At 39.5% G+C, this 13,252-nt stretch carries 13 protein-coding genes; 11 read left to right on the top strand and 2 right to left on the bottom strand.

All coding sequences use genetic code 11. The annotated features are described in order from the left end of the window. The first annotated feature begins 9 nt into the window (after positions 1 to 9). The 7 genes from BW721_RS06070 (at position 10) to BW721_RS06040 (ending at position 7,536) form a co-directional block, all read left to right on the top strand. Entirely contained in the window at positions 10 to 591 is a 582-nt protein-coding gene (locus BW721_RS06070; RefSeq protein WP_076767085.1) for a PepSY domain-containing protein, read from the top strand. Positions 592 to 895: 304 nt separating this feature from the next. Next, on the top strand, positions 896 to 1,381 hold the full coding sequence (locus tag BW721_RS06065; RefSeq protein WP_076767083.1) for a 2-dehydropantoate 2-reductase N-terminal domain-containing protein: 486 nt from the start codon (positions 896 to 898) through the stop codon (positions 1,379 to 1,381). Positions 1,382 to 1,608: 227 nt separating this feature from the next. After that, entirely contained in the window at positions 1,609 to 2,724 is a 1,116-nt protein-coding gene (gene ald, locus BW721_RS06060) for an alanine dehydrogenase (RefSeq protein WP_076767081.1), read from the top strand. Positions 2,725 to 3,459: 735 nt separating this feature from the next. Beyond that, the gene (locus BW721_RS06055; RefSeq protein ID WP_076767079.1) at positions 3,460 to 4,551 is read left to right on the top strand and encodes an ABC transporter permease; all 1,092 of its coding nucleotides are present in this window, start codon (positions 3,460 to 3,462) and stop codon (positions 4,549 to 4,551) included. A 12-nt stretch (positions 4,552 to 4,563) separates the two neighbouring features. Further along, positions 4,564 to 5,235, top strand: coding sequence for an ABC transporter ATP-binding protein (locus tag BW721_RS06050; protein WP_076767077.1), 672 nt, complete (start codon positions 4,564 to 4,566; stop codon positions 5,233 to 5,235). 281 nt (positions 5,236 to 5,516) lie between these two features. Next, entirely contained in the window at positions 5,517 to 6,779 is a 1,263-nt protein-coding gene (gene uvsE / locus BW721_RS06045) for a UV DNA damage repair endonuclease UvsE (protein ID WP_076767075.1), read from the top strand. 16 nt (positions 6,780 to 6,795) lie between these two features. Then, positions 6,796 to 7,536: a copper homeostasis protein CutC gene (locus BW721_RS06040; protein WP_198031321.1), complete on the top strand. Its 741-nt coding sequence runs from the start codon at positions 6,796 to 6,798 to the stop codon at positions 7,534 to 7,536. A 59-nt stretch (positions 7,537 to 7,595) separates the two neighbouring features. Here BW721_RS06040 and metF read toward each other — a convergent pair whose 3' ends face one another. Further along, positions 7,596 to 8,456 carry a methylenetetrahydrofolate reductase [NAD(P)H] gene (gene metF / locus BW721_RS06035; RefSeq protein WP_076767073.1) on the bottom strand — a complete coding sequence of 287 codons (861 nt, stop codon included), beginning with the start codon at positions 8,454 to 8,456 and terminating at the stop codon, positions 7,596 to 7,598. Continuing rightward, positions 8,457 to 10,712, bottom strand: coding sequence for a 5-methyltetrahydropteroyltriglutamate--homocysteine S-methyltransferase (metE, locus tag BW721_RS06030; protein WP_076767071.1), 2,256 nt, complete (start codon positions 10,710 to 10,712; stop codon positions 8,457 to 8,459). 137 nt (positions 10,713 to 10,849) lie between these two features. On the opposite strand from metE, the gene BW721_RS06025 reads away from it, so the two are divergent. From BW721_RS06025 to BW721_RS06015, 4 genes are all read left to right on the top strand, one after another. Further along, positions 10,850 to 11,779 (top strand): LysR family transcriptional regulator, encoded by a 930-nt coding sequence (locus BW721_RS06025; protein ID WP_076767070.1) that lies wholly within the window; start codon positions 10,850 to 10,852, stop codon positions 11,777 to 11,779. Positions 11,780 to 11,785: 6 nt separating this feature from the next. Continuing rightward, positions 11,786 to 11,947, top strand: a complete 162-nt coding sequence (locus BW721_RS11790; RefSeq protein WP_156892200.1) for an LPXTG cell wall anchor domain-containing protein — start codon at positions 11,786 to 11,788, stop codon at positions 11,945 to 11,947. Positions 11,948 to 12,092: 145 nt separating this feature from the next. Further along, positions 12,093 to 12,506: a hypothetical protein gene (locus BW721_RS06020; RefSeq protein ID WP_076767068.1), complete on the top strand. Its 414-nt coding sequence runs from the start codon at positions 12,093 to 12,095 to the stop codon at positions 12,504 to 12,506. A gap of 193 nt (positions 12,507 to 12,699) precedes the next feature. Next, a complete protein-coding gene (locus BW721_RS06015; RefSeq protein ID WP_076767066.1) occupies positions 12,700 to 13,203 on the top strand; it encodes a hypothetical protein in 504 nt (167 codons plus the stop codon). Positions 13,204 to 13,252: the final 49 nt, after the last annotated feature.

Genomic DNA, 13,252 nt, shown 5'->3' with positions numbered 1-13,252 from the left:
GTAGATAAGATGAAAATATGGAGAACAGTAACGTTTACTACATTTTCAGCCTTAGCACTCGCTGCTTGTAGCAATGAACCATCTCCAGGTGAAACACCGGTAAGTGATCCATCGACTGAAAATAATTCAAGTGTTGTGGAGAGTTCAACAACAGATCAGGCGATGGCTGATGTGATTAGCATGGACCAAGCTTTGGATGTATTTTGGCAAGAATACCCAGATGCTCAAATCAAGGAAGTCGATTTTGATGAGGACTGGGGAGAATGGACTTACCAAATTACGGGCATTTTAGAGGACCGTGAATATGAAGTCGAAATGAATGCCACAACGTCAAACGTTGAAAAAGTGGAAGATGATCGTTTGGATGATGACGACCGCGATGTTTTAACATTAGATGGTTTAATCACGTCAGACGAAGCTGTTTCAATTGCTAGGAAAGAGGTTGAGGCGGATGCGACACTAGAAGGTTGGAATTTAAGCTTCGATGATGATCGTATGCAAGCCGAATATGAAGTTGAATTTAAAGGTAGTGACGACCGCGATGTAACTATTCATGCCGAAACAGGCGATGTCTTAGAAGTCGATGGTTAAATTAAGTAGAGCTGTTAGGAATCCTAACAGCTCTGTTTTTAAGGGTTGATGTGAGATACAGCTCTAAAAATAGCGCTGTATCTTACATATGATAGCCAAAATGTAAGATACAGATTAGTCGGTCTATACTGTATCTTACATATAGCAGTAGAAATGTAAGATACAGCAACTTTTCGCCGGCTGTATCTCACACGGGCAGAATTTTTTTTTATTTTTTTCACTAAATATCCCCAGCTAGACAGAAGGAAGCTGTATGTGCTATAAATAAGTTAATGATGTAAGCGTTATCAAAAGGGGGAAGGTCATGAAGGTAACTGTTATTGGTGCTGGCAACTCGGGCTTAGCTATGGCTGCCCACTTAACTCTAGAAGGCAATGACGTCACCTTGTGGAATCGGACTCGTGACCACATTGAGGGACTGATTGAAAATCCAATTATCCATTGTTCAGGGATAATCAACGGAAATGCCAAAATTCACTGCGTGACAGATGACTTGGCGGTAGCACTCGAAAATCCGGAAATGGTCTTTGTGACAACACCGGCTTTTTCACACGCAACACTAGCCAAGCAATTTGCCCACACCTTAAAAATAAAGACGACCATTATCTTAAATCCGGTCTCAACATTTGAAGCCCTTGAATTTAACCATGAATTTAAACCAACCAATCGAACTCTAAGTCCTTTGATCGCCGAAACGCAGACGATTCTCTATACTTGCCGCAAAAAAAAGACTATTTTTTTGTCTAATAATCAAAAATTAAAAAAATTTTTCATTTTTTTAACTTCGTGATATAATAACAAAGTAATCGTTTTCTAATCATCTTTTCATCCATTAATTAATGCGGATGTTTTGAATGAAGTGTAGAAAAGTGTTAAGGTATTAGAGAGAAATGACACATTCAGCTATCTTTTGTATCAAAATAAAGCGAACAAATATTTTGGTTGAAATTTCACAATGTCATTAAATAGAAGCGTATGTAGATAGTTGAAAACAAAAAAATTGGAGGAATATAGTTTATGCTAATCGGAATACCGAAAGAAGTTAAGAACAACGAGAATCGTGTAGGAATTACACCACTTGGGGTCGAATTGCTCGTTCAAAACGGCCACACAGTTATGGTGGAAACTAACGGAGGCGTTGGTTCCGGATTCACTGATGAGCAATATCGCGAAGCTGGTGCGACCATTGAAGAAACTGCAGAAAAAGTTTGGTCTGCAGAGATGATCATTAAAGTAAAAGAACCCTTAGAATCAGAATATAAATACTTTAGAAAAGATTTAATTCTTTTCACTTACTTGCACTTAGCGAATGAGCCTGCTTTAGCAACGGCTCTAGAAGAAGCAGGGGTTGTCGCAATTGGTTATGAAACGATGATTGGAGAAGCTGGCGACCTGCCACTATTAAACCCAATGAGCGTGATTGCTGGTCGTTTATCAGTACAAATGGGGGCACAATTCCTAGAAAGCCAATACGGCGGTAAAGGTGTGCTTATTGGAGGCGTACCAGGTGTTAGAAACGGAAAAGTTGTTATCATTGGTGGTGGTGTATCAGGACGTAACGCCTTGCAAATTGCGTTAGGTATGGGGGCTCATTGTACCGTTTTAGATGTTAAACCAGAAGTCTTGAGTGAAATCGAAGACCTATACGGAAGTGAAGTCGTAACCTTAATGTCTAACGAAGTGAATATTGCCAATGCCATTAAAGACGCTGATATTGTTGTGGGGGCTGTTTTAATCCCAGGACGTAAAGCACCAACATTAGTTTCAGAAGAAATGGTAGCTGACATGCAACCCGGATCTGTCATTGTCGATATTGCAGTTGACCAAGGTGGTATTTTCGCTACGGAAGATCACGTGACATCTCATGATGATCCAATTTACGTAAAACATGGTGTTTTACACTATGCTGTTCCGAATATGCCAGGTGCTGTATCACGCACCTCAACCATTGCTTTGACTAACGTTACCTTGCCATATGCTGTTAAAATTGCTAACCAGGGTCATGTTGAAGCTGCTAAAGCTGATCCAACTATTTTAACTGGATACAACGTCTTCCAAGGTAAAATAACCAATAAAGATGTCGCAGAATCGTTGGAAAAAGAATACGTTGCTATTGAAGAATTAATCAAATAAGAAAAAGCCGCTCGTGAGAGCGGCTTTTTTGTGCCTATATGTAAGATACAGCACTCAAAAAAGTCCTGTATGTTACATCAGACAACCTAAATGTAAGATACAGGATGCTTAGGAAGGGGTGTATCTTACATTTCGACTACCAATTGTAAGATACAGCTCATTTTTTATAGCTGTATCGACAGGATTGTCGGCAGAGTGAGAAGCGATATGGGTTACTTTTTTTAATTATTTCAAAAGGAATGTTAAGTCGTTTACTTCAGCCATCTGAAATTGCAGCAACTGCACTATTCTTAGCATCAGACGGTGCCACAGCGATTAATGGCGAATCAAGGAACTTCAGCACATAAAATTAGTCTGAATTTTCTCGAACCAGCGAAATGAGTGAATAGAGCCGCCAAAAAGCATTTCTATTCACTCAAATCAAGCTAAATAGATAAACAGTGCAGCAAAAGGCCACCCCACAGAGCCTTTTGCTGCACTATTAAAAAAAACGAGCTGTTTATTTAGTTTTTTGAAAAAAATAGACTATAATGGTGTCAATTGTTTGAACGTATCTCAACAAAGGGATAAAGTATCAAAATGGGCCGGGAAAAATGAAGCAGCTATCTGATGATTTTAGCTAGCTACTATCGTTCGATTTTTCTTGTATATAATGAGAGGGGAAAGGGAACATGTTGTAATGTTTCTGAATGATATACAGATAAAAATAAAAATTGAATGTAGGAGATAGAAAAAATGTTCTTAGCATGGAATGAAATTAAACACTCAAAAACCAGATTTGCATTAATTATTGGCGTGATGGTGCTTGTATCTTACTTGGTGTATTTCTTAGTGGGACTGGCTTACGGCCTTGCACAGGAAAACCGCACAAGTGTGGATAAATGGGGAGCAGATGCCATTATTTTAACGGATGAATCTAACTCGAACATCAACATGTCAATGATGGCACGTAGCGTTGTCGATGATGTGGAAGCCCCTGAAATTGCGATTTTAGGTCAAACACCTAACGTTGTTCGTCAAGAAGGATCAACATCTGATGACGAAAAAATTACCGTAACATTTTTTGGAATTAATTCTGATGAGTTTATTATGCCGGAAGTGATTGATGGCGAAACCTTTACGAAAGACAACCAAGTGGTAGCTGACATCAGTATGCAAGAGCAATACGGTGTGGAAATTGGTGACACCCTTGAATTAGCAGGGACAGAGTTAACGATTGAAGTCGTTGGCTTTACGGAAGATGCGAAATTCAACGTAGCGCCGGTTCTTTACACAACAGTTGGCACTTACCAAGAAGTTCGTTTTGAACAAATCGATGAATCTGAAACAGGCCGTGTGTCTGCTATCATCGCAAAAAGTGACACAGAAGACCTTAGCGATATTAAACTAAATAACGATAATTTACGCGTTTATTCTATCAAAGATTACATCAATGAAATCCCAGGTTATACAGCGCAAGTTCTAACATTTGGCTTGATGATTGGGTTCTTGATTGTGATTGCAGCAGTTGTTATTGGTATTTTTATTTACGTTTTAACGCTTCAAAAAGCAAGTTTGTTTGGTGTGATGAAAGCACAAGGGATTTCGAACTTCTACATTTCTAAATCTGTTGTTGCTCAAACATTCCTTCTATCAGCAATCGGAGTGGGAACCGGTCTATTATTGACTGTGGGAACATCTCTTGTATTGCCAGCATCCGTTCCTTACCGCACGAATGTCGTATTCCTAGCAGCGATTACAGCTATGCTGATCTTTTTCGCTATTATGGGTGCACTATTCTCAGTAAGAACAGTTGTGAAAATTGATCCATTGGAAGCAATCGGATAGGAGGACATTAAAATGAAATTAATCGAACTACAAGGCGTAACTAAAAAATTTAATGATGGTAATAAAGAAGTACTTGCTTTAAAAGAAACGAACTTCTCCGTAAAATCCGGTGAATTTGTGGCGATTATTGGACCAAGTGGATCAGGAAAAAGTACTTTCCTAACGATTATTGGTGGTCTACAAACACCAACAGACGGAAAAGTATTGATCCGCGAACAAAAATTTAGCGAAGTCGGCATTAAAGAACGTAGTAAAATGCGTTTTGAAGAAATTGGTTTTATCCTACAAGCGTCAAACTTGGTGCCTTTCCTAACCGTTGAAAACCAAATGCGTCTCGTTAACAAAGTCGAAAAAACCAAATATGAAAAAGACAAAGCGGAAAAGCTATTCGAAGAATTGGGTATCACCAAACTAAGAAACAAATACCCAAGTGACTTGTCTGGTGGGGAACGCCAACGTGTTGCTATTGCACGAGCACTTTATCATGATCCTTCCGTTATTCTTGCTGACGAACCAACTGCTAGCTTAGATACAGAAAAAGCCTTTGAAGTTGTGGAAATTTTAGCAAGAGAAACAAAAAGTAAAAATAAAGCAACGATTATGGTTACCCATGACGAGCGCTTGATTGATTACTGTGACAAAGTCTATGTCATGAAAGACGGCGTCTTAACGCAACGCGATTAATAGAACCGAAAATGTCCTGCATACCAATAGAGCGATGCAGGACATTTGTTCTATACTAGGGGATTATAAGTTCAGCCATCAATGTCTAGCTCCCAAGACCTGACCTAGTGAAAAAAAGATAAATTTGCCCCATTGCGCGCTTCGCTGCTCGCTAACGCATATCATTCGACTAACCCGCTGAAGCGTGAAGTCTCCTGACAATTCAGGGTCAAATTTCCTATTTTTTCATAGGCCAAAGCGGACTTGTCCGCTTTTCTTATATATGAGAAAGGATGACGACCATGAGTATCGGTTACGCTTGTTTACAAGTTGGCAGACCAGACACCACGATTCGTAGTGTCATACAAAAAAATGCCACAAGAGAACGATTAATGGAAGTAATTGACTATAACCTCCAATCGTTTGAAAACATGATTGATTATAATATCAAAAATCAGATTAAACTTTACCGCATTAGTTCAGGACTTATCCCATTTGGATCGAGTCCAGTCAATCAACTAGAGTGGGAGCAGATTTTTCGCGACCGCTTTATAACAATCGGACAAAAAATCAAACAGAGTGGTATGCGCGTTTCTTTCCATCCCGGTCAATATACCGTTTTAAACTCACCAGATGAAGGTGTTGTGAGCCGAGCTGTGGATGACTTGGTTTATCAAGAAAAAATACTGACTTTACTAGGTGTGGACTACAGCCATAAATTGATTTTGCATGTTGGTGGTGTATACGGCGACAAAGTAACAGCCTTAGAGCGCTTTGAAGAAAACTTTAAAGGCATTCCGCAAGCAGTCAAAAATAGATTGATTATTGAAAATGACGATCGCCTTTTTAATGTCGAAGATGTTTTAGGATTAGCTCATCGCATTGGCATACCAGTCGTTTATGATAATTTACATAACGCCATTAATCCAGCTGATTCAACCAAAGATGATGGCTATTGGATTAGTGAAACGCGAAAAACCTGGAAGCCAGAAGATGGCAACCAAAAAATTCACTATTCTCAACAAGCAACAGGCAAACGTTTGGGTGCTCATACAGATACTATTTATATAGAAGACTTTCTTGAATTCCATAACAAATTGGAAGACAAAACCATTGATATCATGCTAGAGGTTAAAGATAAAAACTTATCAGCCCTGAAATGCCAGAATGCAACAACCGATCAACCAGCCATTTCCCTCTTAGAAAAAGAATGGGGCAGATACAAGTATTTTATGCTTGAAAAATCCCCCCGAGACTACCAAGTTATTCGTCAACTCTTAAAAGACAAAACAGCCTATCCTGTTCTTGAATTTTATCGTATGATTGAAGCAGCACTTGAAAAAGAAACAGATCCTGGAGCTGCTATTAATACCGCTCACCATATTTGGGGCTACTTTAAAGGCAAAGCTACCAAAAGTGAGCAAGCAACCTTTATAAGAAATTGCACCAACTACCAATCCGGCAAAGCTAAACTGGCGACTGTTAAGCGTCAACTGCATAAATTAGCCATTAAATATGACCAGACCTATCTGATTGAATCCCTTTATTTTTATATCGAAGATTAGAAAGAGAGGACAACAAATGATAAAAGTAGAAGTCTGTGCAGCGAGCTTAGAAGACTGCATCAAGGCAGAACGAGCGGGTGCCGATCGCATCGAACTAAATCAAGCCTTACATCTGGGAGGTTTGACGCCATCTTTAGGCAGTTTAATCGCGGCCAAAAAGCATACCACCATTCCTATTATCAGCATGGTGCGTCCACGAGCGGGCGGCTTTCACTATAGCGATTATGATAAAGAGACCATGTATACCGATGCCGAGCTCATGATTGATCACGGCGCAAGCGGCCTTGTTTTTGGCTTCCTAAACGAAGATCTGACTGTTGATAAAGCGACAACCAAGCGTTTTGTTGATTTATGTCATCGCAATCGAGTAGAGGCCATTTTCCATCGGGCCTTTGACCGAGCGGCGGATCCGCATCAAGCTGTCAGAGACTTGATCGACTGTGGCATCGACCGCATTTTAACGAGCGGCCAAGCAGCTAGTGCTGATCAAGGGATTTCTCTTTTGGCCGACTTACAAAAGCACTACAGTGACCAAATCGCATTTTGCGTTGGAGCTGGTGTCACTGCCGCCAATGTTGTGGAGATTATCGAAAAAACTGGCATCAGCGATGTTCATTCTACGTTTAAGGGGTGGTTTACCGATCCAACGACTGCCAGCATGACCGTTTCCTATCGCTATAGCGAAGAAGGCGACTACGACGGTGTTAGCGTTGGGAAGTTAGAACAGTTTATAGAAAAACTACAAGATTATCGCTAATGAAGGAACTTCAGCCATCAATGTCTAGCTCCCAAGGCGGACTTGTCCGTTTTTCTTATTTAGTTGTTTAAAAATAAAGATTGTGTAGCGCCATGAATATGGCGAGCTGTTTCTGCTTGATTCATAGTATAAAGATGGATACCAGCGACTCCCTGTGTCACTAAGTCAACAATTTGATCAATAGCATAAGCAAGACCTGCATCGCGTAAGGCGATTGGATTATGTTCATATTTTTCAAGAATTGCCAAAAACTTTTTAGGCAAATGGGAGTCGCTCGCTTTAATTAATCGTAACGTTTGTTGGCGATTGACGATAGGCATGATGCCGGCTAAAATGGGGACGTTAATCTCTGCCAGCTCACAACCTTCTTTAAACTGATAAAACATATTATTGTCAAAGAACAGCTGACTAATTAATTGATTGCAACCAGCGTCAACTTTTTTCTTAAGGTGCTTAATATCAGTGACACGATTTTCTGCATCAGGGTGAACTTCAGGGTAGCAGGCACCAAAAATTTCAAGGTTAGGCGCGAGTGTTTTAATATAATGAATCAAGTCATTGGCATAGACAAAATCAGTTTTAGCTACAACGCCATCTAAATAATCGCCCCTTAGCGCGAGCACACGTTTAATACCTGCTTTTTCGATTTTGTTAATAATAGCTGTCACTTGCTCCTTTGATAAATAGCTAGCAGGCAAATGTGCGACTGACGGAATTCGCAAGTCGTTTTGGAGATAGTCCGCAATTCGAACGGTCGTTTCTTCGATTCGAGACTCACGGTTGCTACAGGTCACACTAATAAAATGGGGTTGTAAATCTTGCAATTCCTGAAGCGTTCCGAGTAATTTTTTTGTCGCAACATGGCTGTTGGGTGGAAAGACTTCAAATGATAGAGAAACGTTTGATTGAGAAGTTGACACTCATGACAACTCCTCTCGAACAAGCTTAACCGTTGCAATCATATTTTCTAAACTGGCCTTAGTTTCAAATTCACCACGTGTTTTTAAACCACAGTCAGGATTAATCCATACTTTTTCTTTCGGTACTTTAGCTAAAATAGCATGAATTGTTTCAGTTATTTCTTTAATAGAAGGGACGCGCGGAGAGTGGATATCATAAACACCAGGCCCAACTTGTGTTTTAAATTGCTGGGCTTGTAGGTCGTCTAGAAGACTCAAATTAGACCTTGATGATTCGAAAGAAATCACATCGGCATCCATTTGTTCGATAGACGAAATAATATCACTAAATTCGCTATAGCACATATGAGTGTGGATTTGGGTCTCGGGCTGCACCTTACTGTGAACAAGGCGGAAGGCAGGAATTGCCCAATCTAAATAGTTAGAATACCAGTCACTTTTTCGTAAAGGGAGTTTTTCCCTTAGTGCAGCTTCGTCGATCTGAATGATTCGAATACCGCTTGCTTCCAAATCTAAGACTTCTTCTTGAATGGCTAAGGCAATTTGTAAGGTTGATTCACGAATACTAATATCTTCTCTCGGAAATGACCAGTTTAAAATAGTTACTGGTCCGGTTAACATTCCTTTAACTAGTTTAGTCGTTTGCGATTGCGCATAGCATGACCATTTGACTGTAATAGGAGCTGATCGGCTAATATCCCCCCAAATAATAGGCGGTTTAACGCCCCTTGTTCCATAAGACTGTACCCAGCCATTCTTACTAAATAAATAACCCTCTAAATTTTGCCCAAAATACTCCACCATATCATTTCGTTCAAATTCACCATGCACCAAAACATCTAAACCAATAGCTTCTTGCCACTTTAACCAGTCATTTGTTCGCTCGGCAAGATAATTATCGTAATCGACTTCTGTTAATTCGCCAGACTTAAAGCGAGCCCGAACTTGCTTCACTTCCTTGGTCTGAGGGAAAGAACCGATTGTGGTTGTTGGAAGAAGTGGCAATCCGTATAGTTGACTCTGCAAATCTAGGCGCTCGTAAAAAGTAGGCTGTCGTGTAAAGTCAGACTCAGAAAGTTTACCAATTGTTTCTGCAAGTTTACGATTAGGGCTAAAGCGTTCGACCGCAAATAACTGTGTGTTTTGATCTAATAAATCAGTGCGATTATGATCCACTATTTCCTTTAAATCAACAAGCTCTGCTAGTTTTTCTTTAGCAAACGCAAAATGATTCTTAATTTTTTCAGGAAACTCTTCATTCTCTAAGCTAATAGGAACATGCAGCAATGAAGAGGAAGTGGACAAGACAAACGACTTAACATTGAGTTGTTTTAACTTGTCTAATGTCTGCTCATAATGATTGCGCCAAATGTTTTTACCGTTAACCACACCTGCATGGAGGATTTTATCATCTGGAAAACCACTTGCCACAAGATCAACATTTTTCACACCTTCAACAAAATCTAAGCCAACCGCCTCAAGTGGTAGTTGAACAATTACATCGTAAACATCACGAACGTCTCCGAAATAAGTCTGCAATAACACCTTTATATCAGCTTTATCAGCTAACAGTTGTTGATAAAGACGTGCAAACAAGTCCTTCTCCTCAGGATTAATATCCTTAACCAAGGCTGGCTCATCCAGTTGAATCCAATCAGCACCAATATCCTTTAACTGACGAAAGACAGCTTGATAAGCAGTCACTAAGTCAGCAACAAAATCATCCGCACGAGCTTGACCGCCGTAGTCACTTAATTGAAGCAAGGTAAAGGGTCCGATTAAGACTGGACGAGTTTGAATACCTAAAGCTTGCGCTTCTAAAAACTCATCGAAAATTTTAGTAGTAGAAAGTTGGATGACTGTTTCTTCCTCGAATTTTGGAACTAAGTAGTGATAGTTTGTATGGAACCACTTCTTCATAGGGAGCGCCTTAATATCGCCCTTATCGCCTTGATAGCCCCTCGCAAGAGCAAAGTATTTTTCCAAATCAGACAGAGAACTATTTTTAACTTGATCGGGAATAATATTAAACAGAAAAGCAGTATCTAAGACTTGATCATAGAAAGAGAAATCATTACTCGGAATCAAATCGATTCCGGCATCCTTGACTAACTGCCAATGGTCTTGACGAATCGTTTGACCGATTTGAAATAGTTCAGTCTCACTTATTTTATTGCGGAAATATTTCTCAGTTGCGAATTTCAATTCGCGCTGGGCACCCAGTCGTGGGAAGCCAATAATGGTTGTTTGTGTCATCGTATTACCTCCTCGGTTGTTAGAAAAAAGATAACACTATCTCAAAAATTGAGATAACTGACAATAACAATGGTTAGTGATAGCTTAAAACTATAAGAAGAGTTATTATAATAATAAAAGTAATAAGGAGGAGTTACATGAGGATTGAGCAATTAGAATATTTAGAAGCAATTGTTAAAACGGGATCGATTAATGAAGCAGCAAAAAACCTTTATTTGACACAGCCCAGCTTGTCCAATGCCATTAAAGAATTGGAGAAGGAAGTGGGCGTTCAGATTTTACTGCGCAGTAAACTAGGTGTCTCACTTACCGAAGATGGTCGAGAATTTTTAATTTACGCCCGGCAAATTCTAGACAATGTTCACCTGCTTGAAGAGCGCTATCAAAAAAATGCTGTCCGTAAACAAGCCCTGTCTATTTCTGCCCAGCACTATGCATTCGTCGTTCATGCCTTTGTTGAATTAATTCGTAGCGTTGATTCCGAAGAATACCAGTTTACCTTGAGAGAAACCGAGACCGAAAATATTTTGAAAGACCTAGCTAGCTTTAAGAGTGAGATTGGTATCCTTTATTTAAATGCCTTTAACAGACAAGTCCTTGAAAAATTATTTAAAGACAATGATCTTATTTTTACACCTCTATTTGTTGCTCAGCCTCATGTGTTTGTAGGATCGCAAAATCCCTTAATCGGTCGTGAAAGTGTCACCCTTGAAGACTTAGAGGAGTACCCTTACTTATCCTACGAACAGGGCGAACGTAATTCCTTTTACTTTGCAGAAGAAATACTAAGTACCATTAACCATAAAAAATCGATAAAGGTGAGTGACCGCGCGACCATTTTTAATTTGATGGTTGGTCTAAATGGTTATACCATTAGCTCAGGGATTATTTCGAGCGAATTAAACGATGATAAAATTGTAGCTATTCCATTAGAAGTTGATGATTCGATGACACTCGGTTGGTTGAAGCGCAATAAAATGGAGTTAAGCCCATTGGCAAAGGATTATATTGATATATTGAAAGAACATATTAAGCAGTATGGGTTTGAGATAATTAACGGAGAGTAGTGTTAAGTGACTAAATATCCCTCACCAGACACAGAGGATAACGATCAAAATGAAGATATCTTACCATATGGTGGTAGAGAATCAACAATCATGAACTACTTGGTGGGCGCGATAATGATCGCTTCAGGATTAACGATTTTGTTTTCAAAAAAGAGAAAGAAAGTATAAAGTAAATTAGAATTAGAAAAAGGTCTTCAATGATGGTTACATATTGGAGACCTTTTTTCTATAATTTTCAAGAAAAGTAAAGGATATGACTAGTGACTGTCTATTAATTGTTGTATAATTAACTTGCAAAAAAGAGGGGAATGCTATGAAAAAACAATTCAGCCTGCTTTTAATCAGCCTATTATTCCTAACAGCTTGTACGAGCCCAACAGCTTCAACAACTGAATCTAGCACTGTTGATTCTGCTAATAACAGTAACGTAGAGGAGGAAAAAAAAGTGACCTATACTGGAACGATTAAAACGATTGCAGATGAGATGATTTATATGGAGAGCCTTATTCCTGAAGAAGGTGCGGATGTCATGAGTTTTGAAGAAGTTGTATTATTGATGGATGAAGATATGCCATTAACAGATGCATCTGGTCAAGCCGTTCATCTTTCAGACCTAACAGAAGGCCAAACACTTGACGTGGTTTTAGCTGAAAACGCACCGATGACTAAATCACTGCCACCACAACTAGCTGGCATCGGGATTGTATCTGTTACTGTAATTGAATAAGAAAAAATGCCGTCAACCTACTCGTTTAAATGAGTAAGTTAACGGCTTTTTTTGTAGACTAGGGGATTATAAGTTCAGCTATCAATGTCTAGCTCCCAAGTCCTGACCTAGTGAAAAAAAAGATAAATTTGCCCCATTGCGCGCCTCGTTGTGATCACAAGTCACCATATCCGGCTGTTAGAAATTAAAACTGTTGAAGGAACCTTTCACCATCGTAACGACAATTTCTATAAAGGCACTTACAAAATGGAACGCCACCCTTTACGGCCACGATCCCCAATTTCCTATACTCATGCGGCCACAATGGCAAGGCTATCTAGAAGAAATAAAAAAAAGTGCGGGTGCGCTGACCGACTATCATAGTTCTATCTCAAACGTTATTTTAGACAGCCGACCTCAAACCAATCCCTATCAATCCAAATATGACTTCACTTATGAAGAACTTGAAAAGGGAATTTGGTGCTCTGATTGTATGGGCAATAAAATGACAGATAAGCATCGCTATCTCGTATGCCCCCATTGTAGAAAGGTTGAAGGCAAGTTGGCTGGCGCGAAACGAATGCTGGCAGATTATGTCCTACTTTTTCCAGAGGGCAGGTTAACTGCAAGGGTATTGCAGGAATGGTGCGGCGGGAAGGTAGGTGAAACAGCTGCACGCAAGCTAGTTAAACAATTTAAAGCACAAAAGCGCTTTTGAAAGCTATTTATCGTTTTCAAAGACCACTTTTACCGATATACACCTAATA

Origin of the sequence: Jeotgalibaca sp. PTS2502, assembly GCF_001975685.1 — a bacterium.
GTDB classification, from domain to species: Bacteria; Bacillota; Bacilli; order Lactobacillales; family Aerococcaceae; genus Jeotgalibaca; species Jeotgalibaca arthritidis.
This window is presented reverse-complemented; position numbering and strand designations above follow the sequence as displayed.

Bases quoted from the DNA above. Each gene is read 5' to 3' on its own strand.
- BW721_RS06020 (WP_076767068.1), top strand. From the start codon at position 12,093: ATGAAAAAACAATTCAGCCTGCTTTTAATCAGCCTATTATTCCTAACA.
- BW721_RS06065 (WP_076767083.1), top strand. From the start codon at position 896: ATGAAGGTAACTGTTATTGGTGCTGGCAACTCGGGCTTAGCTATGGCT.
- BW721_RS06040 (WP_198031321.1), top strand. From the start codon at position 6,796: ATGATAAAAGTAGAAGTCTGTGCAGCGAGCTTAGAAGACTGCATCAAG.
- uvsE (WP_076767075.1), top strand. From the start codon at position 5,517: ATGAGTATCGGTTACGCTTGTTTACAAGTTGGCAGACCAGACACCACG.
- ald (WP_076767081.1), top strand. From the start codon at position 1,609: ATGCTAATCGGAATACCGAAAGAAGTTAAGAACAACGAGAATCGTGTA.
- metE (WP_076767071.1), bottom strand. From the start codon at position 10,712: ATGACACAAACAACCATTATTGGCTTCCCACGACTGGGTGCCCAGCGC.
- BW721_RS06055 (WP_076767079.1), top strand. From the start codon at position 3,460: ATGTTCTTAGCATGGAATGAAATTAAACACTCAAAAACCAGATTTGCA.
- BW721_RS06050 (WP_076767077.1), top strand. From the start codon at position 4,564: ATGAAATTAATCGAACTACAAGGCGTAACTAAAAAATTTAATGATGGT.
- BW721_RS06070 (WP_076767085.1), top strand. From the start codon at position 10: ATGAAAATATGGAGAACAGTAACGTTTACTACATTTTCAGCCTTAGCA.
- BW721_RS06025 (WP_076767070.1), top strand. From the start codon at position 10,850: ATGAGGATTGAGCAATTAGAATATTTAGAAGCAATTGTTAAAACGGGA.